Origin of the sequence: Micromonospora sp. LA-10 (assembly GCF_051853095.1) — a bacterium.
GTDB classification, from domain to species: domain Bacteria; phylum Actinomycetota; class Actinomycetes; order Mycobacteriales; family Micromonosporaceae; genus Micromonospora; species Micromonospora echinospora_A.
Map to the genome: position 1 here is coordinate 1,648,662 of NZ_CP195710.1, position 25,434 is coordinate 1,674,095.

General features: G+C 73.1%; 18 protein-coding genes. 3 read left to right on the forward strand and 15 right to left on the reverse strand.

The window, feature by feature from the left end; translation table 11 throughout:
• Nucleotides 1–18: 18 nt before the first annotated feature.
• Genes ACSDG8_RS07700 through ACSDG8_RS07720 form a run of 5 tightly spaced genes read right to left on the reverse strand, consistent with a single transcriptional unit; the run spans nt 19 to nt 9,138 of the window.
• Nucleotides 19–1,011, reverse strand: coding sequence for a substrate-binding domain-containing protein (locus ACSDG8_RS07700; RefSeq protein ID WP_210900597.1), 993 nt, complete (start codon nt 1,009–1,011; stop codon nt 19–21).
• 27 nt (nt 1,012–1,038) lie between these two features.
• A complete protein-coding gene (locus tag ACSDG8_RS07705; RefSeq protein WP_210900600.1) occupies nt 1,039–2,133 on the reverse strand; it encodes an ABC transporter permease in 1,095 nt (364 codons plus the stop codon).
• Nucleotides 2,130–3,725: a sugar ABC transporter ATP-binding protein gene (locus ACSDG8_RS07710; protein WP_210900603.1), complete on the reverse strand. Its 1,596-nt coding sequence runs from the start codon at nt 3,723–3,725 to the stop codon at nt 2,130–2,132. Before ACSDG8_RS07710 ends, ACSDG8_RS07705 begins: the two co-directional genes overlap by 4 nt.
• The gene (locus tag ACSDG8_RS07715; protein ID WP_210900606.1) at nt 3,722–5,845 is read right to left on the reverse strand and encodes a family 43 glycosylhydrolase; all 2,124 of its coding nucleotides are present in this window, start codon (nt 5,843–5,845) and stop codon (nt 3,722–3,724) included. The genes ACSDG8_RS07710 and ACSDG8_RS07715 overlap by 4 nt, the downstream gene beginning before the upstream one ends.
• The gene (locus tag ACSDG8_RS07720) at nt 5,845–9,138 is read right to left on the reverse strand and encodes a DUF2961 domain-containing protein (RefSeq protein WP_210900609.1); all 3,294 of its coding nucleotides are present in this window, start codon (nt 9,136–9,138) and stop codon (nt 5,845–5,847) included. Before ACSDG8_RS07720 ends, ACSDG8_RS07715 begins: the two co-directional genes overlap by 1 nt.
• Before the next feature lie 373 nt (nt 9,139–9,511).
• Here ACSDG8_RS07720 and ACSDG8_RS07725 point away from each other — a divergent pair, with 373 nt between their 5' ends.
• From ACSDG8_RS07725 to ACSDG8_RS07735, 3 genes are all read left to right on the forward strand, one after another.
• The gene (locus ACSDG8_RS07725) at nt 9,512–11,032 is read left to right on the forward strand and encodes an FG-GAP-like repeat-containing protein (protein ID WP_439427751.1); all 1,521 of its coding nucleotides are present in this window, start codon (nt 9,512–9,514) and stop codon (nt 11,030–11,032) included.
• A gap of 34 nt (nt 11,033–11,066) precedes the next feature.
• Nucleotides 11,067–12,065 carry an alpha/beta hydrolase gene (locus ACSDG8_RS07730; RefSeq protein WP_210895890.1) on the forward strand — a complete coding sequence of 333 codons (999 nt, stop codon included), beginning with the start codon at nt 11,067–11,069 and terminating at the stop codon, nt 12,063–12,065.
• A gap of 140 nt (nt 12,066–12,205) precedes the next feature.
• Nucleotides 12,206–12,841, forward strand: a complete 636-nt coding sequence (locus tag ACSDG8_RS07735; protein ID WP_225980847.1) for a helix-turn-helix domain-containing protein — start codon at nt 12,206–12,208, stop codon at nt 12,839–12,841.
• 76 nt (nt 12,842–12,917) lie between these two features.
• Here the strand turns inward: ACSDG8_RS07735 and ACSDG8_RS07740 are convergent, their stop codons facing one another.
• Genes ACSDG8_RS07740 through ACSDG8_RS07785 form a run of 10 tightly spaced genes read right to left on the reverse strand, consistent with a single transcriptional unit; the run spans nt 12,918 to nt 25,432 of the window.
• The gene (locus tag ACSDG8_RS07740; protein WP_307856290.1) at nt 12,918–14,009 is read right to left on the reverse strand and encodes an alpha/beta hydrolase; all 1,092 of its coding nucleotides are present in this window, start codon (nt 14,007–14,009) and stop codon (nt 12,918–12,920) included.
• Nucleotides 14,010–14,014: 5 nt separating this feature from the next.
• Nucleotides 14,015–15,013 carry an LLM class flavin-dependent oxidoreductase gene (locus tag ACSDG8_RS07745; RefSeq protein WP_210895895.1) on the reverse strand — a complete coding sequence of 333 codons (999 nt, stop codon included), beginning with the start codon at nt 15,011–15,013 and terminating at the stop codon, nt 14,015–14,017.
• Nucleotides 15,010–15,339, reverse strand: coding sequence for a TIGR04076 family protein (locus ACSDG8_RS07750; protein WP_073827356.1), 330 nt, complete (start codon nt 15,337–15,339; stop codon nt 15,010–15,012). Before ACSDG8_RS07750 ends, ACSDG8_RS07745 begins: the two co-directional genes overlap by 4 nt.
• A complete protein-coding gene (locus ACSDG8_RS07755; protein WP_210895897.1) occupies nt 15,336–16,340 on the reverse strand; it encodes a zinc-binding dehydrogenase in 1,005 nt (334 codons plus the stop codon). The genes ACSDG8_RS07750 and ACSDG8_RS07755 overlap by 4 nt, the downstream gene beginning before the upstream one ends.
• Nucleotides 16,337–16,750, reverse strand: coding sequence for a nuclear transport factor 2 family protein (locus ACSDG8_RS07760; protein ID WP_210895899.1), 414 nt, complete (start codon nt 16,748–16,750; stop codon nt 16,337–16,339). The genes ACSDG8_RS07755 and ACSDG8_RS07760 overlap by 4 nt, the downstream gene beginning before the upstream one ends.
• The gene (locus tag ACSDG8_RS07765) at nt 16,747–18,012 is read right to left on the reverse strand and encodes an amidohydrolase family protein (protein WP_210895901.1); all 1,266 of its coding nucleotides are present in this window, start codon (nt 18,010–18,012) and stop codon (nt 16,747–16,749) included. Before ACSDG8_RS07765 ends, ACSDG8_RS07760 begins: the two co-directional genes overlap by 4 nt.
• Nucleotides 18,009–19,679, reverse strand: coding sequence for a hydantoinase B/oxoprolinase family protein (locus ACSDG8_RS07770; RefSeq protein ID WP_210895903.1), 1,671 nt, complete (start codon nt 19,677–19,679; stop codon nt 18,009–18,011). Before ACSDG8_RS07770 ends, ACSDG8_RS07765 begins: the two co-directional genes overlap by 4 nt.
• Nucleotides 19,672–21,360, reverse strand: a complete 1,689-nt coding sequence (locus ACSDG8_RS07775) for a hydantoinase B/oxoprolinase family protein (RefSeq protein WP_210895905.1) — start codon at nt 21,358–21,360, stop codon at nt 19,672–19,674. The genes ACSDG8_RS07770 and ACSDG8_RS07775 overlap by 8 nt, the downstream gene beginning before the upstream one ends.
• On the reverse strand, nt 21,357–23,408 hold the full coding sequence (locus tag ACSDG8_RS07780) for a hydantoinase/oxoprolinase family protein (RefSeq protein ID WP_210895907.1): 2,052 nt from the start codon (nt 23,406–23,408) through the stop codon (nt 21,357–21,359). Before ACSDG8_RS07780 ends, ACSDG8_RS07775 begins: the two co-directional genes overlap by 4 nt.
• Entirely contained in the window at nt 23,405–25,432 is a 2,028-nt protein-coding gene (locus tag ACSDG8_RS07785) for an ABC transporter ATP-binding protein (protein ID WP_210896152.1), read from the reverse strand. The genes ACSDG8_RS07780 and ACSDG8_RS07785 overlap by 4 nt, the downstream gene beginning before the upstream one ends.
• Between the last annotated feature and the right edge of the window lie 2 nt (nt 25,433–25,434).

Genomic DNA, 25,434 nt, shown 5'->3' on the forward strand with positions numbered 1-25,434 from the left:
CGGGACGGGACATGGCGCTCAGAGGCCGCCGAGCTTCGCGTACGCCTCGGCGGCGTTCTCCCTGGTGATCCGCATGGTGTCCAGCGTGGTGCTGCGCGGGACGTCCTCGGCGCAGTCGACGAGGATCTTCCGGGCCAGCTCGACCGCCTCCCGGCCGCCGGTGGCGTACTGGAACGTGGCGGCGAGGCGGCCCTGCTCGACGGCCTTGATCCCGCCGGAGGGCACGGGCAGCGCGTCGATTCCGGTGAACCTGATCCGCCGCTCGGCGCCCGCCGACTTCGCGGCCAGGTAGGCGCCCTCGGCCATCGGATCGTTGTGCGCGTAGATCGCCGACACGTCCGGGTGGGCCTTGATCAGCGCGTCGGCCACCGACTGGCCCTTCTCCCGCAGCCAGTCGCCGGGCTGGGAGGCGACGATCTGGATCTTCGGGTTGGCGGTGATGCCGTCGCGGAAGCCCTGCGCGCGCTCGGCGGCGGGCGTCGAGCCGGGCAGCCCGGCGATCTCGATCACCTTGCCGCCGTCGGGCAGCAGCGTCGTGGCGTAGAACTCGCCGGCCGCCCTGCCGATGGCCACGTTGTCGCCGCCGATGAACGCGGTGTACGCGTCGCCCTCGACCTTGCGGTCCAGCACGATCACCGGCACGCCCTGGTCGTACGCCTTCTTCACCACGGCGGTGAGCGGCTTGGCCTCGTTGGGCGAGATGATCAGCAGGTTGATCTTCTGGGTGAGGAAGTTCTCCACGTCGGCGACCTGCTTGCTGTTGTCCTGCGCGGCGTCGGAGACCACCACACGGAAGCCGGGCACCGACTTCGCCGCCGCCTGCACGTCGTTGTTCATCACCTGCCGGTACGGCTCGGCGTTGTTGGCCTGCGACATGCCGATCAGGAAGTCCTTGCCGGCGCCGCAGGCACGGGCCTGCCCGGCGTCGCCGGACCGCTTCTCGACGCTGCATCCGGTAGCCGCCAGCACGCCGGCGACCAGTAGCGCGAACAGTCGGGTTCGCTTGTCCATAGGGGTGGCTCCTCGGAGTCGGTCCGGTCAGGCGAGGCCGCGGCGCAGCTTCTGCAACGCCGCCGCGAGCACGATCACCAGTCCTTTGATCAGTAACTGGACGTTGGCGTCGATGTTGTTGAGCGCGAGGATGTTGTTGAGGATGCCGAGCAGCAGCGCGCCGGCCAGCGTGCCGCCCATCGAGCCGGCACCGCCGGCAAGGCTGGTCCCGCCGATGACGACGGCGGCGATCGCGTCCAGCTCGTATCCGGCGCCGTCGTTCGGGCTGCCCTGATTGAGCTGTCCGGCGTGGACCACACCGGCCACCGCGGCCAGGAGGCCGGCGACCGCGAACACGGCGACCTTGACCCGGGTCACGGGTACGCCGGAGAGCCGGGCCGCCTTCTCGTTGCCGCCGATCGCGTAGACGTGCCGGGCGAACGCCGTCGTCCGCAGCACCACCACCGCGGCCACCCCGATCAGCACGAACAGCACCGCCGGCACCGGAAGCACCCCGTTGATCGATCCGTTGAGCAGTTCGAAGGCGGGCGGCGCCTCCTGCGGTCCGTCGCCGTACGCGATCGGGACGCCGAGACCGCCGGACCAGATCCGGGCGATGCCCCGGGCGACCTGGAGCCCGGCGAGGGTAACGATGAACGACTGGATGCCGAGGCGGGCCACGGCGTATCCCTGGAGCGCGCCGAAGAGCGCGCCGATCGCGAGCACGGCCGCGACGGCGGGCAGGATGCCGAACCCGGAGTCGACCATGAGCGTCGCCGTGCCGACGGCCGACAGGCCGAGGATCGCCCCGACCGACAGGTCGATGCCGCCCAGCAGGACGACGAAGGTCATCCCGATCGCGATGATGCCGATCTCCGAGACAGCGCGGACGATGTTCCCCAGGTTGCCGGTGGTGAGGAAGAGGATCTCGCCGTCGCGGCGCGGTGAGGCGAGGACCGCCACGGTGAAGACCACGAGCAGCGCGAAGATGCTCTGCGCCGCGAACAGCCGGTCGACCAGGTCCCGGCGGCTGCGCGGTCGGCGCAGCCAGCGGGCGGTGGCGGCGCGCAGCCCCACGGTGCCGGCGGCGGGCGGCGCCTCGGTCGCGGCCGGCTCGGGGGACGGCACCCGGGTGTCGGTCATCGGTCGTCCCTTCCGGCGGCCGGGCCGCCCATCGCCGCCGCGAGGACGTCCGCGCCGGTGCAGCCGTCGGTGGCGAGGTCGGCCACGGTCCGCCCGCGGCGCAGCACCACCACCCGGTCGCAGACGCCGAGCAGTTCGGGCAGTTCCGAGGAGGCGATCAGGATGCCCACGCCGTCGTCGGCGAGCCGGCGCAGCAGCCGGTAGATCTCCGCCTTCGCCCCGATGTCGACGCCGCGGGTCGGCTCGTCCAGCAGGAGCAGCCGGGGTTCGGTGAGCAGGTGCCGGGCGAAGACGACCTTCTGCTGGTTGCCGCCGGAGAGCGCGCCGACCGGTGTGGCGGTCGACTCCGTCCTGATCGCCAGGCCGGTGACCGACCGCGCGACGGCGGCCCGTTCCCGGCCGCGCCGGACGATCCCGGCCGTGGTCAGCCGGGCGAGCGCCGCCAGCACGATGCTCCGGCCGACGGGATGTTCCAGGACCAGCGCGGCGCGGCGCCGGTCCTCGGGGACGAAACCGACGCCGGCGCGCAGCGCCGCGCGAGGGCTGCGCGGAGCGTACGGCCGGCCGGCCAGCCGGACCGTGCCGGCGCGACGGCCGGCGGGCCCCGCGCCGAACAGCGTCTCCAGCAGTTCGGTGCGGCCCGCGCCCATGAGGCCGGCCAGGCCGACGATCTCGCCGGTCCGCACGGTCAGGCTGATGCCGTCCGGCTCGCAGCGGCCGGGCCGGGGTGAGCGGGGGCGCACGGCCAGGTCGGTGAGGTCGAGCAGCGGCTCGCGTCGACCGGCCCGACCGGCCGCGTCGCCGGAGGCGGGGGCGAACAGCGAGGTGGCCCGTTCGCCGACCATCATCGTGACGATCCGTCGCCGGTCCATCCGGCCGGCGGGCACGACACCGGCGACGCAGCCGTTGCGCAGCACCGTCGCGCGGTCGGCGACGACCTCGATCTCCTCCATCCGGTGGGAGATGTAGACGACGCCGACTCCCCGGCGGCGCAGGCCGTCGATGGTGGCGAACAGCCGCCGTACCTCCCCGTCGGCGAGGGCGGCCGTCGGCTCGTCCATGACCAGCACGCGGGCGTCGAGGGCGAGCGCCTTGGCGATCTCGACGAGTTGCTGCTCGCCCACACGTAGCGAGCCGACCGGGCGGCGCGGGTCGATGTCGGCGCCGAGCCGGTCCAGGTGCTCGCGCGCGGTACGGACCGTGGCCCGCCGGTCGACGGTGCGCATCCGGGTTCGGGGTTCGCGACCGAGCACCAGGTTGTCGGCGACCGAGAGCCCGGGCACCAGGTCGAGCTCCTGGTGGATGGTCGCGATCCCGGCGGCCTGGGCGGCGGCGGGCCCGGTGAACCGTACCGGCGTCCCGTCGACTGTGACAGCTCCGTCGTAGTCGGTGACGACACCGGAGAGAATGTTGATCAGCGTGGACTTGCCCGCGCCGTTCTCCCCCAGCAGCGCGTGCACCTCGCCGGCCCGAACGTCGAAGTCGACTCCGTCGAGGGCGGTCACGCCACCGAACCGCTTGGCCAGGCCGGTCGCGGCGACCACCACCCGGCCGCTCGTGCCCGGCACGCCGCCGGCGCCCGCGCCCGTCATGGGATCGCGTTGATCGCGGCGTGTGCGGCGTCGGCGAACGTCACGTCCCGCCGGACCCCGCTCGCGGTGAGGCGCCAGGTGCCGCCCGCGTACTGACCGGGCGCCCAGGACAGGCCGCCCGAGCGCCACAGCGGCTGCCAGGCTGCCATCGCATGGCCGGCGTCGTACCAGGTGTTGTCGCCGCGCCAGGCCGAGCCCCACCTGTGCACCGCCACCACCGACAGCCCGTCGCCGGTGCTCATCGTCCAGCGCGGCATCCCGGTGACGTCACCGGTCGGCCGGGCCTCCACCGCCGGGTCGCCGACCGCCGGGGACGCGCCGTCGATGTTGAACGCCACCTCCCACACCGCCGCGGTCGGCCACCCGTTGACCGACCAGGTGACGTCGCTCTGCAACGCGGGGCCGGTCCACCGGGGCGCGACGGTGAGCAACCAGTCGGCGGTGACCGGCTCGTCGCCGAACGGGATGCCGACCAGGTTGATCCGGGAGCCGTCGGCGGACACGTCGACCCGGGCCGGGGCGCCGGCCCGGTCGGTCACGTCGAACCGGCCGACCGCGAGATACGGCCCGGTGCCGCGGTGCGACGAGTCCAGCGCGGGCCGGTGGTTGCCCGCCCCGGCCGGGTCCACCGCGAGCGCGGCGATCCGGGCGCTGGGCCAGGTCCGCACGTCGGCGCGGAGGAAACCGGTGGTCACCGTGTAGCCGCGCGCCACCACGCCGGTGGACCAGGTCAGCGGCGCCAGCCACAGCCCGCCCTGGCCCCAGCCGGCGTGGGTCAGGTACCAGTTCGAGCCGTCCACCACGACCTCGGCGGCGTGGGCGTCCAGCACCGTCACCTTCTCCGCGCCGTCGAAACGCAGCGGGTCGCGGCTGCGGTAGACGGCAGTGCGCCGGTACGCGGCGCCGTAGTCCGTGCCGTCGCAGCAGACGAAGAGGTACCACCAGTCGCCCCGGCGCACCACGAACGGCGACTCGGTCTGCCCGCCCGCCCGGCCGGTGTACGGCGAGGTGTAGGCGGTCGCGCGGCCGCTCCACGACAGGAGGTCGGTGCTGGTCCGGTACGCCACGACGTGGTTGCCGCCGGACGGGTCCGACGTCGCCGTGTAGTACATGACCCAGCGGTCGCCGACCCGGGCCACCATCGGGTCGCGACCCTCCCACCCGTCGGTGAACAGCGGGTTGGCCGAACTGCGGGTCCAGGTGAACAGGTCGGTCGAGGTGGCCAGGTGCATGCGGTACCGGGCGTAGTCCGGGTTCCCGGCCGCGTAGAACATGTAGTAGACGCCGTTGTGGTGGACGACGTGCGGCGCCCAGATCCACTGCTCCCCGGCGCCCGGGTCGGCGGCCAGCGCCACCGGCCGCTTCGTCCACGGGCCGGTCGGGGTGGGCGCGGTGGCGTGCCCGAACACCTTCTCGTCCTGCGGCGCTCCGGGCTCGGCGTGCGTGATGCCGAACAGGTGCCACACGCCGGTCTGCTGGTGCCGCACCAGCGTGTGGTCGTTGTAGTACCAGGTCGTCGACTCGCCGACGCCGGGGTCGTAGACGCGGGTGGACCCGCCCCGCGCCGGTGTCTCGCCGAGCGTCTCGTACGCCGTGGTGGTGACCGCCGCGAGCGGGCCGACGCGGCGCAGGCTCACCGTGTCCAGGCCGGCGAAGAGGCCGGTCGAGGCCCCCGCGCGGCCGGTCACGGTGACCGTGAGGCGGTGCGTGCCGGTCGACAGGGACGCCGAGCCCAGCGGCACCGCGCCGGTACGCTGCACCGCGCCCGCGTACCCGTCGAAGAGCTGGCCGACCGCCACCCCGTCGACGGCGAAACGCACCGTGCCGTAGTCGGCGGCACGGGTGAGCACGGCGCCGAGGTCGTACTGCCCGGCCGGAACCGCCGGCAGGGTGAGGGTGACCGAGTCGCCGGCCCGGCCGGCGCGGAACCACAATTGCCGTCCGCCGGACCAGCTCACTCCGCAGCAGTCGGCCTGCGCCTCGACCGGCGCCGTCGCGGAGACGACGGCGAGGGACTCGGCTTCGAGGCGTACCGGGTCGTCGGCCGGGGCGGGCGCAGCCGGGACGGCGGCAAGGGCGGCCCCGAGCAGGAGCACCGCGAGCACTCGTCGGGCGCGCATCACGAAACGCTCGGGCGGGGCAGGTCGGCGCCGGGGGCGAACTGGTCGTGCCAGCGGCTGCCGGGTGGCCCGAACCCGCCGCCGGTGGAGGGCGCGACGTACACGTCGGCAGTCAGTCCCCTGGTGAACGTCACCAGGTCGGCGCGTCCGTCGCCGGTGAAGTCCCCCAGTCCGGGAAGTTCGTCGCCGAAGGCGAAGTGGTCGTGCCACTTCCAGGAGTGCTGCACGAAGCGGGCGCCGTCGGACAGCGACACGAACACGTCGCCGGTCGTGCCCCTGGTGAACGTGACGACGTCGTCGCGTCCGTCTCCGTCCACGTCGCCCACCGCCGGCAGTTCGTCGCCGAGGGCGAAGCTGTCGTGCCATTTCCAGCCGTCCTCCACGAAGCGGGTGCCGTCGGACAGCGACACGAACACGTCGCCGGTGGCGCCCCTGGTGAAGGTGAGGATGTCGTCGCGTCCGTCGCCGTCGACGTCGCCCACGGCCGGGAACTCGTCGCCGAGCGCGAAGTGGTCGTGCCACTTGACGCCGGGTCCGAAGCCGGAGCCGGTGGAGAGCGCCACGTAGACGTCGGCGGCGGCGCCGCGGGTGAAGGTGATGATGTCGGTACGCCCGTCGCCGTTGACGTCGCCGACGGCGGGGATCTCGGCGCCGACGGCGAAGAAGTCGTGCCACTTCGCTCCGGCGGCGTAGCCGGTGCCGGTGGAGAGGCCGACGTACACGTCGGCGCTGTCGCCCCGGGTGAAGGTGATGACGTCGGCGCGCCCGTCACCGTTGACGTCGCCGGTGAGCGGCATCTCCGCGTCGACGGCGAAGAAGTCGTTCCACGGCCGGCTGTCCGGCACGAAACGGGTGCCGTCGGACAGCGACGTGAACACGTCGGCGGCGGCGCCGCGGGTGAAGTCGACGGCGTCGTCACGCCGGTCGCCGTCGGCGTCGCTCGTGTTGCGGCCGCGGGTGGTGGCGGACACCTCGGCCGACGGCGCCGCGGCGTTGCCCGACCCGTCGACGGCCACCACCCGGTAGTAGCGGGTCTGGCCGGCCGGAAGCGGCCCGTGCCGGAACGCGGTGGCGCGCGTCGTGCCCACCAGGTTGGCGGCGGTGGGCGTCGCCGCCGGGCTCGGGGACGCGTAGACCCGGTAGGAGACGACGCCGACGTCGTCGGCCGACGGGGACCAGGACAGGCCGAGGGCGTGCACGCGGCCGCCGGCCAGGACGAGGCCGGCGACCGGGGCTGGGGCGACGGTGTCGGCGAACGGCGCCACCATGCTGTCGGCCACGTACCGGGCGGCGGTCCAGGCCGGAGCGCCCGCCGCCGGGGTGAGCTGGACGGCCACCGAGGACCGGCCCGCCGTCAGGGCCGCGGGCAGGACGAACTCGTCGGCCAGCCAGCGCTGCCTGTCGTTGCCCGGCGCCTGGAGCCACACCCCCACCGGGTTGCCGTCCACCGACACGGCCGCCTGCTGGTAGCCGCCGGTCTGATCGCCGTGGCGGCGCAGCCGTACCCCCTGGTTGGCCGCGTCGATCGCGAGCCGGAAGCGGACCGTGGCCGTGGTGGCGCGGACCTGGCCGGTCTGCGGGACGTTGTCGTCGTCGCCCTCGTAGCTCGCGGTGAGCGTGGTCTGGGTCGCGGCCGAGTCGGTGTAGGCGTGTGCGGCCCGGCTCGCGGCGTCGCCGGTGACGACGGTGTCGGTCCGGCGCGTGGTCACGGTCCGCTGCGTGTAGAGGAAGGCGGTCGAGGCGTACTCGGCCGGCATGTCGTTCGCTGGCCCGTGCTCGATGCCGAAGCGCAGCGCGGTGCCGTACGCCACCGCGTCACCGATCATCAGCCGGTACGCGGCGTCGCACTCGTCGGTACATCCGCCGCCGCGTACCAGGTGCGCCGTGTTGCCGGTGAAGACGCCGCTGTACTCGCCGCGGTTGAAGTACCACCCCGACTCGTAGAAGTCCTCGGTGCCGGTGCCGTGGATCTGCGGCGTCGGCGAGCCGTCCACGTACACCCGCTCGTCGCCCTCCAGGTAGTTACGGGTGTTGCCGCCGACGATGTGGCCGCGCATGGTCTGTGAGACGCCCACGAACCGGCCCCGCCCGGACTGGTCGGCGATGATCCAGTCGGCGCCGCCGACCGTCTCGGCGCGCCGCGACTGGGTGGTGAAGTAGCCGGCGCTGCCGTCGGCGGCGAGCCGGGACGTCCACTCGGCGCCGGGCGCCGACGTCACCTCGACCTCGACGCCGCCGACGGTGGCGCCGGTCGTGTTGACCAGCGTCAGGGCGGCGGCGGTGCGGAACGGCATCGGCCACCAGGCGCTGTACCAGCCGCCGGGCGCGGACTCCATGGCGAACATCAGCGACCGGACACGCCGCTCGCCCAGCCCGCCGCCGAAGAACTCCCCGACCGGGCTGTCCACCGTGGCCCGCCCGTCGAAGGTCATGCGCAGCCGCAGGCCGGCGAGCGTCGGCGCGCCTGCCGCGGCGTCGGGTACGCGCAGTCGCAGCGCGGTGATCGTCCGCGGCCCGGTCAGCGCGGCCAGTGACACCTGACCGCCCGCCGGGGCGGTCACCGTGGCGCGGGTGGTGGAGGCGCCGGCCTGCGCGGGCTTCGGGTCGCGGGTGCCGGCGGCCCGGAGCAGGGCCACCACGTCCGCGGCAGGGTCGGCCGGGTCGAACCGGGACACCCCGACCGCGTCGGCGAAGGTGCGGTAGGTGACGTGGTGGAACAGCGGGTTGTTCTGGGTGGTGATCCGCATGGATTCCCGGTAGGGCATCGGCACCTTGACGGTGACGCCGCCGGAGGTCTGGTCGGCGTTGCTGACGAGCGGCGCGACGAACGGGCTGCCGAGCCGACCGTCCACCAGGGACTGGAGGTCGGCCTGGACGACCACGACACCGTCGAGCTCGACGCGGATCCATCCGGTGGACCGGACGTCACCCTCGTCGCGGGTGAACCAGATCGACTGCACCTCGCCGGGACCGCGCGCCTCGGCGATCACACAGCCGTCGCTTCGGCGCAGACAGGACCAGGTGCCGACGAAGCCGTCGTCGTTGGAGCCGTCGCGGCCGAAGCTGGAGAACTGGTGCGTACGGGTGCCGGCGGCGAGCTCCGGCAGACGGTCGAGCCGCCGGTAGGCGTCCCAGCCGACCGGGCCCTTGTCGGCGGCCACGGCGGGAGCGGCCACGGCGGGAGCGGGCGCCGATGCGGCGGCCGGGGTGGCGGCGGACGAGGTCGCGGGCACTGCGACGGCCAGCACCGCGACTGCTGCGGCAGCGGCCCATCGGGGGATGCGAAGCCTCATCGGTGTCCCTTCCGAGCTGCCGTGAGAGCGACGAGAAATCGATTGCTGGCGAGTTAACTGCGAGGCTTCCATGATTGTCAATACCTCTGGTCCGGCTTTCCCGGCCGGCTTCCCGAGCCGGGCGGGCCACGCCGCGCGAAGCCGGCGTTGAAGGAAGTTTTCCGCCGACCCGGCCACCCCGGCGGGTATTGACAGACGCCGAAGTCTGCGGTTTCACTTCTCCTCAGCGCCGCCCGTCCCGCCGATCGGGACGAGACCCCGCCTCCTCCGACGTGACCTGTCAGGGCCCGCGCCCGTCGCGGCACCGGCCCCTGCCCCCACGCGCCCACGCGCGCTTCCGACCGCGCATCACCCTCCGGTGAGGAGTCACCGCATGTCCTGGTTCCCGACACGTGCCACCCGGCACGCCATCGTCGCGCTGCTCACAGTGGCTGCGGCCACCCTCGCCGCGGTGACTGCCGCCCCGTCACCGGCGCTGGCCGCGCCGAACTTCAAGGCGCCGTTCCCGTGCGGGCAGCGGTGGACGTACAGCCACCACAGCTCCGAGGTGCGGCAGGCGCTGGACTTCGTCCGCACCGACGGCACCACAGGCGGTACGCCGCAGGTGGCGTCCGCGGCCGGCGTCGCCCGGCACTACTCGCAGCCCAGCGGCGCCGGCAACTACATCGTCATCGACCACGGCGGCGGATGGACCACCTACTACTTCCACCTCAGCGCCTACTCCGTGCCGGACGGCGCCTACGTGCAACAGGGGCAGCAGATCGGGATCACCGGCAGTACCGGCAACTCCTCCGGGGCGCACGTGCACTACGAGCAGCTCTACAACGGTGTCGGCCAGGTCATCTCGATCAACGGGGTCTCACTCGCGCCATATCCCGGCCAGTACAACCAGCGGTTCCTGGTCAGCGACAACTGCGGGACAGCGCCACCGTCCGCGGCCCGGTATTTCGGTGGGTCGCCCACCGACTTCACCGGCGACGGCCGTGACGACGTGGTCGCGTTCACCCACGGCCCACTCGCCGACGCCTACGTCGCCACCTCCACCGGCACGTCGTTCGCGGGCACGTCGGTGAAATGGCACGACTGGTTCGCCCTGACCGGAGAAACCCCCCTCACCGGCGACGTCAACGGCGACGGACGCGACGACGCCATCGTCTTCACCCACGGCACCACCGCCGACGTCCACGTCGCCCTGTCCACCGGAACCTCCTTCACCACATCCCAGAAATGGCACGACTGGTTCGCCCCCGGCACCGAAATCCCCGCCATCGGCGACGTCAACGGCGACGGACGCGACGACATCATCACCTTCACCCACGACACCAACGCCGACGTCTACGTCGCCCTGTCCACCGGCACCAGCTTCACCGGCACCGCCGTCAAATGGCACGACTACTTCTCCATCACAGGAGAGTTCCCCGCCATCGGCGACGTCAACGGCGACGGACGCGACGACATCATCACCTTCACCCAAGGCCCCGCCACCGCCTCCGACGTCATCGTCGCCCTCTCCACCGGCACCACCTTCGGCCCACCCCAGAAATGGCACGACCTGTTCGCCGTCGGCACCGAACAACCCCGCGTCGGCGACATCAACGGCGACGGACGCGACGACATCGTCACCTTCACCTGCAACCCCGACGCCGACGTCTACGCCGCCACCTCCACCGGCACCTCATTCACCGGCACCACCATCAAATGGCACGACTTCTTCTGCCTCACCGGCGAATTCCCCTACCTCGGCGACACCAACGGCGACGGCAAAGACGACCTCATCGTCTTCACCAAAAACACCACCAACGACATCTACGTCGCCCTCTCCACCGGCACCACCTTCGCCCCCTCCACCAAATGGCACGACTACTTCGGCCTCACCGACGAAACCACACTCTGAACCCCCCGAACGCCAACGAGTCCCAGGAGGACCCATGTCGCACGACCGGACCGCTCCCTCCACCGTGAGCCGCCGTCGGCTGCTCACCGGCGCCGCCGCGGTCGCGGCGACCGGCGCCCTCGCCGGCGCCTTCACCGCGCCGTCAGCGGCCGGCGCCGCCGCCCGCGACGGGTACGGCCTGCGCATCGTCGCCCGCAACGAGAACGGCGGCCGGTTGCAGTACTTCCGCTTCGCCACCGACGCGATCGAGTGGGACCCCGCGGTGAACGTGCTGCTGCCCGACGGCTACCACACCAGCGGCAAGCGCTACCCGGTGCTGTACCTGCTGCACGGCGGCCGGCAGGACTTCCGCACCTTCCACCTTCAGGACAACATCATCAACCTGACCGCCGGCCGCGAGATCATCGTGGTCATGCCGGACGCCTCCACCGGCTGGTACTCCAACCCGGTCAGCAGCAACGTCGGGCCGCGCAACTGGGAGACGTTCCACATCGCCCAGTTGCTGCCCTGGATCGAGGCCAACTTCCGCACGTTCCCGGAGTACAACGGGCGCGCGGTGGCCGGCTTCTCGATGGGCGGCTTCGGGGCGCTCAAGTACACCGCGAAGTACTACGGCCACTTCTGCTCGGTCAGCTCACACTCCGGACCGGCGAGCCTCCGCCGGGACTTCGGTCTCGTCGTGCACTGGGCCAATGCCACCTCGGCCGCGTTCGACCTCGGCGGCGGCACCGTCTACGGCGCACCGCTGTGGGACGAGGCCCGGGTCAGCGCGGACAACCCGGTCGAGCGCATCGAGAGCTACCGCAACAAGCGGATCTTCCTGGCCGCCGGCACCTCACCCGACCCGATCAACTGGTTCGACCAGGCCAACGAGGGCCAGGTGCTGGCCGGGCAGCGCGAGTTCCGCAGTCTGCTCGGCCGGGCCGGCATCCCGCACGAGTGGCGGGAGGTGCCGGGCGGCCACTACTTCCGCCACGAGTTGTTCGTCCAGGACCTCGCCGGGATGCTCGGCCGGCTGCGTCGCGCCGGCTGACCGTCGGCCCACCGGTCCACCCGGGATGACGTGGGGAAATCGGCACCGCCACCCCTCGCACAAGTGCGGGCATGTTCGATAGGATCGAACATCCCGGGCGGATCCCCCCGCCACCGCAACAGGAGGTCCTCGTGCGGTCCATGGACAGTCAGCCGCCGTCGGAGCAGGCCGCCCCCGGTGGCGCCGCGGACGAGAGCACCCCGGCCGGCGTGGTCGGCGCCCGGATCCGGCGCTACCGCAAGGAGCGCGGGCTCACGCTGCGCGGCCTCGCCTCCCGTTCCGGCCTGTCGATCGGCTTCCTGTCCCAGGTCGAGCGCGGCATCTCCTCGATCGGCCTGACCGCGCTGGGCAGCGTCGCCAAGGCGCTCGACAAGTCGGTGGCCGACTTCTTCGACGCCGGCAACGGCACGTCCGACAGCAACGTTTCGCAGCTCCCCCGGCACTTCACGCTGACCAGGGCGGAGACGTCGGCCACGCAGTACGTGTCGGGGCAGCAGACCTACCGCATGCTCTCCGACCGGGGGCCGGACCTGGTGCTGGAGCCGATGCTCGTGCACATCGCGCCCGGCGGGCGGCGGGAGAACGCGTACGGCCACCGGGGCGAGGAGTTCGCGTACGTCATCTCCGGTGAGCTGCTCTACGAGGTCGAGGGCGTGGAGCACCGGCTGTGCCCGGGTGACAGCGTGCACCTGCGCTCGTCGGTGCCGCACCAGATGTACAACGACACCGACTCGGTGACCACTGTGGTCTCGGTGGTCACGCCCCGTCTGTTCTGACGAGCGCGCCCGGGCACCACGAATCGCCCTCCGGTTTCACGCAGGTGAACACGGAGGGCGATTCGCCTGGGTGGCGTCAGCGACCGAGGTGGGCGTCCACTGCTGTCATCGTGTCCCGCCAGACGACCGACGCCGGGTCGATGACGGCGAAGTGGTCGACCGGCTGTTCGAGGTAGCGGATCTCGTCACCAGCGGCTGCCGCCGCCGCGGCGTAGCGCCGGTTGGCGTCGACGAGGTCGGGACTGTCCCCGGTCCCCTGCACGAGCAGGGTGGGCACCCGGGTGGGCAGCCGCAGCATCGGGTCGCTCTCGGCGTACCGGCGCGGGGCCGTCGCCGGTGAGCCGCCCAGCGCCGCGGCGACCGCGCCGTCGCCGAGGTAGCGCCGCTCGCCCTCGGTGAGGTCGAGCACCCCGGCCAGCGACACCGCGAGCGCGACACGCGGCCCGCCGGTACGCGTGGCGAGGTCCGCCGCGGCGCGCAGCGCGAGCTGCCCGCCGGCCGAATGGCCCAGCACCACGATCCGTTCCAGGTCGAGCGGCCGGTCGGCGGCGAGGTCCCGCAGCGCGGTGAGGCCGGCTTCGACGTCCTCTGTGGTCGCGTCCCAGCCGTGCCGGTCCGGGCGCCGGTACTCCAGGTTCCAGGACGCGTAGCCGCGGGCGGTCAGGTCGACGGCCAGCGCGTCCATCAGGTCGGCGCCCCAGATGGACCGCCAGAACCCGCCGTGCAGCAGCACCGCGACCGGCGCCGGCCCGGCGGGCGGAGCCGACGGCAGCCGCAGGTCGCCCCACTGCTCCGGGTCGGGACCGTAGGCGATCCGGTCGGCGGGCGCGCGGAAGCGGTGCACGGCGTGCCGGATCGCCCACGTCACGCCCCACAGCCCTCGGCCGGCCAGATGGACCGCGCCGGGCGCCGGCGTCTCGACGGTGAGGTCGTACCAGACCGCGTGCGGCGGCTGCGCGCCGATCAGCGCGCGGGCCGGTGGCGTGGGGCCGGGCAGCACCACGGCCGGGCCCGGCGCGGCGGCGAGCAGCGACCGCAGCTCGTCGGCCGACGCGGCGGTGACGACCTCGCCGGTGACGTCCAGCTCGGCGCAGCTGCCGGCGACGAGCGACGCCAGCAGCTCGGTGTCGGCCACCAGGCCGGGGCCGACCACGACGGTGAGCCGCACCGTACTCACCTGCGCAGCAGGGGCAGGACGGCGGAACCGAGCAGGTCCACGCCGCGCTCGTCGGTCAGGCCGTGCGGCGTGCCGAACTCGACCCGGCGCACGCCGGCGTCGATGAGCGCCTGGGCCTGCGCGGCGACCTGCTCCGGGGTGCCGGAGAAGGCGAACCGGTCCAGCACGTCGTCCGGGATCAGCCGGCCCGCGGCCTCGTCCTCGCCCGCGTCGACCAGGTCGCCGACCCGCTTCACCAGGTCGTCGGGGAGCACGACGGTCGGGTCCAGTTCCGCCACCACCGCCAGGTACATGGCCACCTCGGTGCGGGCCTTCGCGCGGGCCGCCTCGCCGTCGGTGTCGACGACCGTCACCGCGCCCAGCACGATGCCGACGTCGGCGACGTCGCGTCCGGCCTTCTCCGCGCCGGCCCGCAGCCGCTCGCGGATCACCGGCACCATGTCCGGGTTTGCGCTGCCGCCCACCTTGATCTCGTCGGCGATCCGGCCGGCCAGCGCCGCGCCCTGCGGACCCCACGCGCCGAGCAGCAGCGGCGGGTCGGGCCGCTGCACGTCGTAGCGCAGCGCGGTGCCGGCCTCCAGCGAGAAGACCTTTCCGGTGAAGCCGCTGCGGTCGCCGCGCAGCAGGCGGTAGACGACCTGGACGGCCTCCTCGATGGTGGTCAGCGGCCGCGGCTGCGGCAGGCCGACAGCGCCGAGCCAGGTCCCCCGGGCCAGCCCCAGGTAGGCCCGTCCGTGCGAGGCCAGGTCCAGGGCGGCGACCTGACCGGCGATCTCGTACGGGGCCATCGAGTACGGGTTCAGGCAGGCCGCGCCGAGGCGTACCCGTTCGGTCGCCTGCGCCATCTCCAGCAGCGGGAAGATCGGCGGCTGGTACATCAGGTCGCCGAAGACGGTGAGCACGTCGAAGCCGTGCGACTCGGCGGCGCGGGCCAGCCGGGCGTACGCGCCGGCCGGCTTGTCGCTCTGCAGGCCGAGTCCGATCTCGACGGTCATGTCAGGTCCGCCGAGTTCATCGTGCGCCGGCAGGTCCGTTCCACCTTCATGACGAGCCGCTCCTCCGGGTCGGGGCAGATGAAGTGCGAGTCCTGGGCCAGCCAGTCCCCCGGCGCCAGGTCACGCTGCTTCGCGGCGAGGAACGGCAGCACCGACGCGAGCGCGTACACGCAGAAGTGCTTTCCCTCGGGCAGCCGCAGGTGCGCGCTGTTCGTCAGTTCGAAGTGATCGCCGACCGCCATGCCGCACACCGACCGGCCTTCGATCCGGTCGACTGTCACCTTCAGGTCGTAGATCTCCATGTCGCCGTCGGCGGTGTCGCTCACGGCCCCTCCCCTTCGTCGATCCGTACGATGATCTTGCCGGTGGTCCGGCGTTCGGCCAGTTCGGTGAGCGCCGCGGGCGTCTCGTCGAGCGACACGACGCGGCTGACCGGCGTCCGGACCGCGCCGGAGGCGCACATGTCGAACAACTCCTGGTACGCGGACTCGACGGCGCCGGCCCGCTGCCACGGGTACTGCGAGCCCCAGGACAGGCCGACGAGCGTCGCGTTGGCCGCCATCAGCCGCAGCGGGTCGACGGGTGGCGGCGCGCCACCGGCGGCGCCCACCGCGACCAGGCGGCCCTCGAAGGCGAGGCACTCCCAGGCGCGGGCGAAGACGTCGCCGCCCACCGGGTCCACCACGACGTCCACGCCCCGGCCGCCGGTGGCCTCCCGCACGGCGGCCACGAAGTCCTCCGCCGAGTAGTCGATCGCCACCTCGGCGCCCTGGTCGCGGCAGATCGCGGTCTTGGCCGGGCCACCGGCGGTGGCGAGGACCCGGGCGCCGCGGGCGACGGCGAGCTGGATGACGGAGATGCCGACACCGCCCGCGCCGGCGTGCACCAGCACCGTCTGCCCGGCGGTGACGCCCGCCCGTTCCAGCGCGAACCACGCGGTCTGGTAGGTGACCGGCAGCGCCGCCGCGGTCACCGGGTCGACTGTGGACGGCCGCGGCACGACCACCGCGGCGTCCACTGTCACAGTCGTGCCGAGCGCGCCGCGCGGCAGCGCCGGGCAGGCCAGCACCTCCTGACCCAGCAGGTGCCCCGCGCCGGCGCCGGCGGCGACGACCCGCCCGGCCGCCTCCACCCCCGGCGTCATCGGCGGGTCCGGCCGCACCGGGTACTCGCCCCGGCAGAGCATGACGTCGAGGAAGTTCAGGCCCACCGTACGGACGGCGAGCCGCACCTGTCCGGGGCCCGGCGGCGGGTCGTCGGGCAGCTCGGCGACCGACAGCACGTCCGCCGGCTCACCGGTCCGCTCGGCGACCAGCCGCCGGATCATGCCGCGACCACCGGATCCCGCACCAGCTCGGCGTGGTGGTGCACGATCACCCAGCGGCCGTCGACCCGGCGCACCACGTCGGTGACCCGGGTGATCTCCGGCTCGTCGTCCGGGCCGAGCTGTGCGACCAGCTCGTACCGGGCGACGCCGAAGTCGTCCCAGACGTCGATGCGCTTGCCGCGCGGGGCGAGCACCGCCAACCGGGGCCGCTGTCCCGCGGCGTCCCGCTGGGCGCGGTACTCGTCCAGCTCGGCCCGGGTCCGCAGCGGCCCGGGCAGGTGCGTCTCCCAGGTGGTCACGTCGGGGTCCAGGTGCGTGTCGAACCGCTGCTGGTCCCCGGCGAGGAACGCGTCGTACATGTCGTCGATGCCGGCGGCGATCTCCGCCGCGCCTGCCTGCGCGAAGGTCATCGCGTCTCCTCCTGGTTGCGGTTGTCGCGGGCGATCTGCCCGCCCTTCATCACCCACCGCACGTCCCGGAAGGCCGAGGTGTCGGCCAGCGGGTCGGCGTCCGTCGCGATCAGGTCGGCCAGCTTGCCGACCTCGACGGTGCCGAGGTCGGACTCCGCGCCGAGCCACCGGATCGGGCCCAGCGTGCCGGCGTGGATGGCCCGAGCGGTGCCGATCCGCTCGGACATGTACTCCAGCTCCCGGATCGAGGCGGTGGTGCCCTCGAACTCCCAGAACGGGGGCATGTCGCTGCCGAGCAGGACCTCCACCCCGGCGGCGATGGCCATGTCGAAGCTCTCCAGGTGCCGGGGGCCGGCGCCGAGCGAACGGCACTGCATCCACTCCGGCACGCCCAGCTCGTCGAAGAACTCCTTGCAGCGGGTCACCAGCAGCGTCGGCACGAGCGCCGTGCCGCGCTCGGCCATCCGCGCCGCGACCTGCGGGGTGAGCTGGTAGCCGTGCTCCACGCAGTCCAGACCCAGCTCCACGGCCGCGCCGATCACCTCGGCGGGCCCGGCGTGCGCTGTCACCTTGCGGCCCCACGCGTGCGCCGTCTCGATCACCGCGGTCATCTCGTCGGCGAACAGCTGCGGCGTGTGGATGCTCTCGTGCTCACCGGCGATGCCGCCCGAGATCATCACCTTGATCAGGTCCGCGCCGGCCTTGATCTGGCTGCGTACGCCGTGCCGGAAGCCCACCGGGCCGTCGCACTCCAGCGTGTCGTTGCTCTCGTGCCCGTGCCCGCCGGTGCACACCAGCGCCCGGCCGGCCGTGTAGATGCGCGGACCCGGCACGCGCCCGGCGTTGACCGCCCGCCGCAACGCGAAGTCGGCGTGGTCCTTCTCCGCCACGCAGCGCACCGTGGTCACACCGGCGTGCAGCGTGCGCCGCGCGCCGTCGGCCATGTAGTGCGCCAGGTCGTACGGGCCCATCCCCTTGACGTTGTCGCCCCCGGAGCCGGGCAGCGACAGCGAGAAGTGGGTGTGCATGTTGACCAGGCCCGGCGTCACGTACGCGCCGTCGAGGTCCACCTCGGTCAGCCGGCCGGCGGCGCGCGCCTGCGCGGCCACCTCGGCGTACGGGCCGACGGCGGCGATCCGGTCACCCCGGACCCACACCCCGGCGCCGGTCACGGGCGCCATGCCGTCCACCACTCGGGCGTCCAGCACTGTGCAGTTGCCGAGCAGCATGCTCGGCTGCTCGGGCGAATAGGCGGCACTCACGCGATCACTCCATAAACGTCTCGGGCGGCCCGGGCGGAGACGTAGCCCTCGGCCACGTCCCGTCGCACCGCCTCTGGATCCCGACTCCCCGGGTCACCGTGCCCGCCGCCACCGGCGGTCAGCAGCGTGACCCGGTCCCCCACCGCCACAGCGGTCCGCCGGGTGCTCACCCGGTGCTCCCGGTCCGTGCCCGGAAAGACGACCACCTGGTTCGGCTCCGGTTGTGCGCCGCCGGCCAGCGCCCACGGCGCGCTCTTCGTCTTCTTGATCACCGTCAGGAACTCGCCGGGCGTCACGAACCGGATGTCCCGCCGCAGGCCGCAGCCGCCCCGGAACCGGCCCGCGCCACCGGAGTCGGTACGGATCTCCACCCGCTCGAAGAACATCCCGGTCTTCGACTCCAGCACCTCGACGGGCGTGTTGCGCGCCTGGGTCTGGCACAGGTGGTTCGCCGGTCCGATCCCGTCGTGCCGGGGCGTGCCGCCCCAGCCGACCGGGTCGTTGTTGCTGACGGCGAACATGTCGCCGGTGTCCGGGTGGCGGCCGACCATCATGAACCCCGGCACGTCGCCGCCGGAGGAGGCGGCCAGCCGGTCCGGCATGCCCTGCGCCAGCGCCTTGAGGATCAGCTCCAGCGCGACGGTGCCGGTCCACTGGGTGAACGTGGCGGCCGGGTACTGCGCGTGGAACAGCGTGCCGGGCTCGGCGCGTACCCGAAGCGGCGCGAAGTGCCCGGCGTTCGTCTGCTCGTGCGGGGTGGTGACGCCCTTGAACGCGACCCGGCAGGTGGCGATGGTGGCGCCCAGCGGCAGGTTCACCGGCCCGGGCACCGCCGGCGACGAGCCGGCGAAGTCCACTGTGAACTCGCCGTCGGCGACTGTGACCGTGACCCGCATGAGGATCGGCTCGTCGGTGACGCCGTCGTCGTCGAGCCAGTCCTCGGCGGTCCAGCTGCCCTGCGGCAGCGCGGCCACCGCCTCACCGGCGCGCTGCGCGGCGACGTCGATCACCCGGTCGACGACCGCGTCCACCACGGCCGTGCCGTACTCGCGGTACAGCTCGGTCATCCGCCGCTCGCCGGTACGCAGCGCGGCGATCTGCGCGTTGAGGTCACCGATGACCAGCTCCGGCATCCGCGAGTTGAACCGGATCAGCTCGTGGATCTCGCGCACCGGCTCGCCCCGGTCGTACACCTTCGTGCCGGGGAAGATGATCCCCTCCTGGTGCATGTCCGTGGAGTCGAGCACGTACCCGGGATCCTTGGCGCCCAGGTCCATCCAGTGCGCCCGGATGCACAGGTAGCCGATCAGCTCCTCGCTGCCGGGCAGCACGACCGGCGCGAACATCGTCGCGTCGTACGTGTGCGCCGCGTTCCAGTACGGGTAGTTCAGCAGCACCACGTCGCCGCGGCGCAGGTTCTCCCGGCCGACGTACTCCACGCCCTTGCGCAGGGAGTAGTCGTTGGCGCCGAGGAAGCGGGACAACCCCGTCGACTCCGCGACCAGCCGCAACTGCCGGTCGTAGATGGAGATGCCGAAGTCGTACACCTCGTAGATCACCGGGTTGAACGCGGTGCGCACGAGCGCGGCCCGCATCTCCTCGGCGGCCGAGACGAGATGGCTGCGGACGACCTCGACGGTTGCCCCGTCGACCGTCGGCTCACCCATCGACGTCCACTCCGTAGACGTCCCGGGCCGCCTCCCGGGAGACGTAGCCCTCGGCCACGTCCCGCCGCACCGCCTCCGGGTCGCGGCTGCGCGGGTCGCCGTGCCCGCCGCCACCGGCGGTCAGCAGCGTGACCCGGTCGCCCGCGGCCACCGTCGTGCGCTTGGTGCTCACCCGGTGCTCGCGGTCGGTGCCCGGGAACACCACGATCTGGTTCGGCTCCGGCTGCTCGCCGCCGTCGAGCGCCCACGGCGCGCTCTTGGTCTTCTTGATCACGGTGAGGAACTCGCCCGGGGTCAGGAAGCGGATGTCGCGGCGCAGGCCGCAGCCGCCCCGGAACCGGCCGGCGCCGCCGGAGTCGGCGCGGATCTCCCAGCGCTCGAAGAACATCCCGGTCTTGGCCTCCATGACCTCGATCGGGGTGCCCCGGCCGGTGCTGCCGGAGACGTGGGTGGCGGCGTCCATGCCGTCGTGCTGCGCGGTGCCGCCCCAGCCCACCAGGTCGTTGTTGCTGACCGCGAACATCTTGCCGGTATCCGGGTGCAGGCCGACCATCATGAACCCCGGCACGTCGCCGCCGGAGGAGGCCGGCAGCAGGTCCGGCATGCCCTGCGCCAGCGCCTTGAGGATCAGCTCCACCGCGACGATGCCGGTCCAGAGCGTGAACGTCGGCTGCGGGTAGACGGCGTGGAACAGCGTGCCCGGCTCGGCCCGCACCTCCAGCGGCGCGACGGTGCCGGCGTTCGACGGCTCGTCGCGGGAGGTGAGCGACTTCAGCACGACCTTGCAGATCGCCTCGGTCGCGCCGAACGGCATGTTGATCGGGCCGCGGGTGGCCGGCGCCGAGCCGGCGAAGTCGACGATGAAGCGCCCGTCGGCGATGGTCACCGTGGCGCGCATCTTGACCGGATCGTCGGTGATGCCGTCGTCGTCCACCCAGTCCTCGGCGGTCCAGGTGCCCTGCGGCAGCGTCGCCAGCGCCGCGCGGGCGCGGGCCTCGCCGTCGGCGATGATGCGGTCGATCGCCTGGTCCACAGTGGTCCGGCCGAACTTCTCGATGATCTCCAGCATCCGGCGCTCGCCGGTGCGCAGCGCGGCGATCTGCGCGTGCAGGTCACCCAGCACCGCGTCGGGCATCCGCGAGTTGAAGCGGATCAGCTCGTGGATCTCGCGCACCGGCTCGCCCCGGGAGACGACCTTGGTGCCCGGGAAGATCAGCCCTTCCTGGTGCATGTCGGTCGAGTCCAGCACGTAACCGGGGTCCTTGGCGCCCAGGTCCATCCAGTGCGCGCGGACGCAGAGGAAGCCGACCAGGTCGCCGTCCGCGTCGGGGTCGGCCTCGTCCGGCCGGAACACCGGCGCGAACAGCGTCGCGTCGTACGCGTGCGCCGCGTTCCAGTACGGGTAGTTGAGCAGCACCACGTCACCACGGTGCAGGTTCTCCCGGCCCACGTACTCCACGCCCTTGCGCAGCGAGAAGTCGTTCGCGCCGAGGAAGAACGTCAGGCCGGTGGCCTCGGCGACCAGCCGCAGGTCGGCGTCGTACATCGACAGGCCGAAGTCGTGCACCTCGTAGATGACCGGGTTGAACGAGGTACGGATGAGGGTGGCCCGCATCTCCTCCGCGGCCGACAGCAGATAGCTGCGAACGACCTCGACCTGGGCTCCGTCCAGCGTGGTCATGCGGCTTCCTCCAGGGTGACGAGCAGGTATCCGTGGTCGTCGACGGTGACGCGCTGGCCGCTGGGCACCACAGTGGTGGAGGTGCCCTCGTCGATCAGCGCCGGTCCGTCGAAGGTGTCGCCCGGCTCCAGGCGGGCGCGGTCGTAGACCGCGAAGGGCACCACCGCGTGCTGCCCGAAGTCGTAGGCGTCGCGGTGCGTCAGCAGCGCCTGCGACGGGTCGCCGTCGCCGCGCGGCAGGGTCTGCAGCTCGGGCCGGTCGGTGCGCCCGATGCCGCGCACCCGCAGGTTGAGGATCTGCAGCGGGTTGCCCATGGTGTGGCCGTAGCGGGCGCGGTGCGTCTCGTCGAACGCGGCGCGGATCGCGTCGCGGTCCAGCTCGCGCCCGACGGTGACCATGAGGCTGTGCTCCTGGCCGAGGTAGCGCAGCTCGAACTGCCGCTCCAGCACCGCCTCGCCGGCCGGTACGCCCTGCGCCACCAGCGACGCGACCGCCTCGGCCTCGACCGCCTTGAACAGCTGCTCCAGCTCCGCCAGGTCGGCGTCGTCGAGCGTGGCCATCACGGTACGGCTGAAGTCGTTGACGATGTCGGCCGAGAGCATGCCCCAGGCGGAGAAGCCGGACGGCGCGAACGGCACGATCACCTCGCCGATGCCCATCTCGCGGGCCAGCAGCGGGGCCAGCAGCGGCCCGGCGCCGCCGAACGCGAGCAGCGCGAACTGCCGGGGGTCGTGACCCCGCTCGACGGTGATCTGCCGGACCGCGCCGACGGTGCGGGCCAGCAGCACGTCGAACACGCCGGCCGCCGCGTTCTCCACGGTGAGGCCGAGCGGGTCGGCGAGCTGCTCCTGGATCGCGGCGCGCGCCTCGGCGTCGCGCAGCCCCATGGTGCCGGCGAGGAAGCGCTCCGGGTCCATGTAGCCGAGCACCACCGCCGCGTCGGTGACAGTGGGCTTGGTGCCGCCCCGGCCGTAGCAGACCGGTCCCGGGTCTGCCCCGGCGCTCTGCGGGCCGACCTTGAGCAGGCCGTGGTCCAGCCAGGCGATCGAGCCGCCGCCGGCGCCGATGGTCCGGATGTCGTACGTCGGGATGAGCAGCGGGAAGTGCTCCAGCTGCGCCTCGTACGCGGCGACCGGGTTGCCCCGCTCGATCACGCAGGCGTCCAGCGAGGTGCCGCCGATGTCGAACGTGAGCACGTTGTCGCGGCCCAGCTCGGAGGCGACGTAGGCGGCGCCGACGATGCCGCCGGCCGGACCGGACAGCACGGTGTGGGTGGGGGCGGTCTTGGCGACCGCGCTGGTCATCGAGCCGCCACCGGAGCGCATGATCAGGAAGCGCCCGGAGAAGCCCCGCTCGGCCAGGCCGGCCTCCAGCTCGTCCACGTACCGCTCGAAGATCGGCCGGATGTACGCCTCCAGCACCGTGGTGCTGGTCCGCTCGTACTCCCGGTACTCGCGCACGATGTCCGTCGACAGCGACAGGCTGACCTCGGGGAACTCCTCGTGGATCAGACGCGCGGCCTCGCGCTCGTGGCTCGGGTCGAGGAACGAGTGCAGGAAGCAGATGGCGATCGAGGTGACCTGCTGGTCCACCACGAGCGCGCGGGCGGCCTCCCGGACGCTGTCCGGGTCCAGCGGCTCCACCACCCGGCCGCGGTAGTCGAGCCGGCCCCGCACCCCGGCGGTGAAGCGGCGCTGCACCAGGCTCTCCGGCCGCTGGTACTGGAAGTTGTACATGTGGTCCGACGGCACGTTGCCGCGACCGATCAGGAAGATGTCCCGGAAGCCCTCGTTGGTGATGATGCCGGTGCGGCCACCACGGCGTTCCAGCACCGCGTTGAGGCCGAGCGTGGTGCCGTGGATGAACAGCTCCACCTCGGACAGGTCGGTGCCGAGCGCGGTGATCGCGTTGAGGACACCGTCCGCGGGCCGGGCCGGGGTCGTCGCCGCCTTGCGGAAGCGGACCCGGTTGGTGCGCGTGTCGAGTTCCATGGCGTCCACGAAGGTCCCGCCGATGTCGACAGCGAGCCGGATGGGGCGACGGGTCATGGCGTGACAGCCTGCCTTCCGATGAGGGCGGGAAGCTCGGGAACGCGCCAGCAGGCGGCCCGGCTCTCGCCGTACGACTGAAGCTCCTGCTGCTCCGATCGGCACCGGTCGGTGACGAACGGGCACCGGGCGGCCAGTGGGCACCCGGTTGCGGCGTCGGCTTCCTCCAGGTCCTTGACCAGCTCGACGGCTTCGCCGTCGGACCCGGCCGTCCCGCCGAGGCGGGGGGCGCTGCCCAGCAGCGCGCGGGTGTACGGGTGCCGGGGCGTGTCGAAGACGACGTCCACCGGACCCTCCTCGACCACCTGGCCGAGGTAGAGCACCACGACGCGGTCGGCGAAGCCGCGCACGGTCGCCAGGTCGTGGGAGATGAAGACCGAGGCGCGGTCCGCGTCGGCCGCCACGTCGGCGATCACGTCGAGGATCTGCGCCTGGACGGTGACGTCCAGGGCCGAGGTCGGCTCGTCGAAGACGATCAGGTCCGGTTCGCCCACCAGCGCGCGGGCGATGCCGATGCGCTGGGCCTGGCCGCCGGACAGCTCGTGCGGGTACCGCTGCAGGATCGAGCGGTCCAGCTCCATCCGGTCCAGCACGGCGGCGACGCGCTCGACGCGTTCCGCCGGGGACAGGCCCGCGGCCCGCAGCGGCTCGGCGATGGAGTCGCCGACGGGCCGGCGCGGGCTCAGCGAGCCGATGGGGTCCTGGAACACCAGCTGGGCGCGGGTCCGGGCCCGGCGCAGCGCCCGGCCGCGTGGGCGGGGCCGGCCCGGCTGCTTGACCAGGGCCTGGCCGGCGACTGTGACAGTGCCGGACGTGGGCGCGACCAGGCCCATGACGAGCTTGGCCAGCGTGCTCTTGCCGCAGCCGCTCTCGCCCACCACGCCCAGCGTCTCACCCGGCGCGAGCCGCAGCGTGACGCCACGCAGCGCGTGGTGCCCGCCGGAGCCGAACCGGCTGCGATAGACGACGTGCGCGTCCTCGATCTCCAGCACGGCGGGCTTCGGGCCGGCGTCGGCCGGCTGGGCGCCGGCCGGCGTGTGCGGCGCGGACGGCACGTCGGCGTCGAGCGGCCGGGTCTGCGGGTGGAAGCAGGCCAGCGACCAGTCGCGGCCGCCGGGAATCGGCTGGGTGCCCGGCCGCCGGGACGAGCAGGTGCGGTCGGCGTGCGCGCAGCGGGCGACGAACGGGCAGTTCTCCGGCGCCTGGGTGAGCAGGGGCATGGCGCCGGGGGTGGCGACGACCGGCCGGCCGCCGACGTCCGGCACCGACCGCAGCAGCGCCCGGGTGTACGGGTGTGCGGGCTCCCGCAGCACCTGCGCGGCCGGGCCGCTCTCCACCACCGTGCCGGCGTAGAGCACCACCACGCGGTCGCAGACCTCGGCGATCGAGGCGAGGTCGTGCGAGATCAGCAGCACGCCCCGGCCGTCGGTGTCGGCGGCGTGCCGGAACTGGCGCAGGATCTCCCGGGTCAGCGTCACGTCCAGGCCGGTGGTCGGCTCGTCGGCGATCAGCAGGTCCGGGGCGCAGCCGGTGGCCAGCGAGATCATCACCCGCTGGGCCATGCCGCCGGACAGCTCGTGGGCGTACGCGTCGAGCCGTCGCTGCGGGCTGCGGATGCCGACCGCCTCGAACAGCTCGCGCGCCGCCTCCCGGGCCCGGTCGCCGGACATGTCCTGGTGGGTGGCGAGCCGGTCGACGAGCTGCTTGCCGATGGTCCGGGTGGGGCTGAGCGCGCCGCGCGGGTTCTGGAAGCAGATCGCCACCCCGCGCCCGCGGTGCGCGGCGAGCGCGGCGTCGTCCATGCGCAGCACGTCGGAGTCGCCGAACAGCACCCGGCCGGTGGCGTGCGAGCCGCCGGGCAGCAGCCCCACGATGGCGCGGGCCACCATGCTCTTGCCGCCGCCGCTCTCCCCGACCAGGCCGACGACCTCGCCGGGGCGTACGGCGAAGGTGACGCCGCTGAGCGCGGCCACCTGCCGGCCGGGTCGCCGGATGGTCACCGAGAGGTTCTCGATCGACAGCATGG

Bases quoted from the DNA above. Each gene is read 5' to 3' on its own strand.
- ACSDG8_RS07700 (WP_210900597.1), bottom strand. From the start codon at position 1,011: ATGGACAAGCGAACCCGACTGTTCGCGCTACTGGTCGCCGGCGTGCTG.
- ACSDG8_RS07705 (WP_210900600.1), bottom strand. From the start codon at position 2,133: ATGACCGACACCCGGGTGCCGTCCCCCGAGCCGGCCGCGACCGAGGCG.
- ACSDG8_RS07710 (WP_210900603.1), bottom strand. From the start codon at position 3,725: ATGACGGGCGCGGGCGCCGGCGGCGTGCCGGGCACGAGCGGCCGGGTG.
- ACSDG8_RS07715 (WP_210900606.1), bottom strand. From the start codon at position 5,845: ATGCGCGCCCGACGAGTGCTCGCGGTGCTCCTGCTCGGGGCCGCCCTT.
- ACSDG8_RS07720 (WP_210900609.1), bottom strand. From the start codon at position 9,138: ATGAGGCTTCGCATCCCCCGATGGGCCGCTGCCGCAGCAGTCGCGGTG.
- ACSDG8_RS07725 (WP_439427751.1), top strand. From the start codon at position 9,512: ATGTCCTGGTTCCCGACACGTGCCACCCGGCACGCCATCGTCGCGCTG.
- ACSDG8_RS07730 (WP_210895890.1), top strand. From the start codon at position 11,067: ATGTCGCACGACCGGACCGCTCCCTCCACCGTGAGCCGCCGTCGGCTG.
- ACSDG8_RS07735 (WP_225980847.1), top strand. From the start codon at position 12,206: ATGGACAGTCAGCCGCCGTCGGAGCAGGCCGCCCCCGGTGGCGCCGCG.
- ACSDG8_RS07745 (WP_210895895.1), bottom strand. From the start codon at position 15,013: ATGACCGTCGAGATCGGACTCGGCCTGCAGAGCGACAAGCCGGCCGGC.
- ACSDG8_RS07755 (WP_210895897.1), bottom strand. From the start codon at position 16,340: ATGATCCGGCGGCTGGTCGCCGAGCGGACCGGTGAGCCGGCGGACGTG.
- ACSDG8_RS07760 (WP_210895899.1), bottom strand. From the start codon at position 16,750: ATGACCTTCGCGCAGGCAGGCGCGGCGGAGATCGCCGCCGGCATCGAC.
- ACSDG8_RS07770 (WP_210895903.1), bottom strand. From the start codon at position 19,679: ATGGGTGAGCCGACGGTCGACGGGGCAACCGTCGAGGTCGTCCGCAGC.
- ACSDG8_RS07775 (WP_210895905.1), bottom strand. From the start codon at position 21,360: ATGACCACGCTGGACGGAGCCCAGGTCGAGGTCGTTCGCAGCTATCTG.
- ACSDG8_RS07780 (WP_210895907.1), bottom strand. From the start codon at position 23,408: ATGACCCGTCGCCCCATCCGGCTCGCTGTCGACATCGGCGGGACCTTC.
- ACSDG8_RS07785 (WP_210896152.1), bottom strand. From the start codon at position 25,432: ATGCTGTCGATCGAGAACCTCTCGGTGACCATCCGGCGACCCGGCCGG.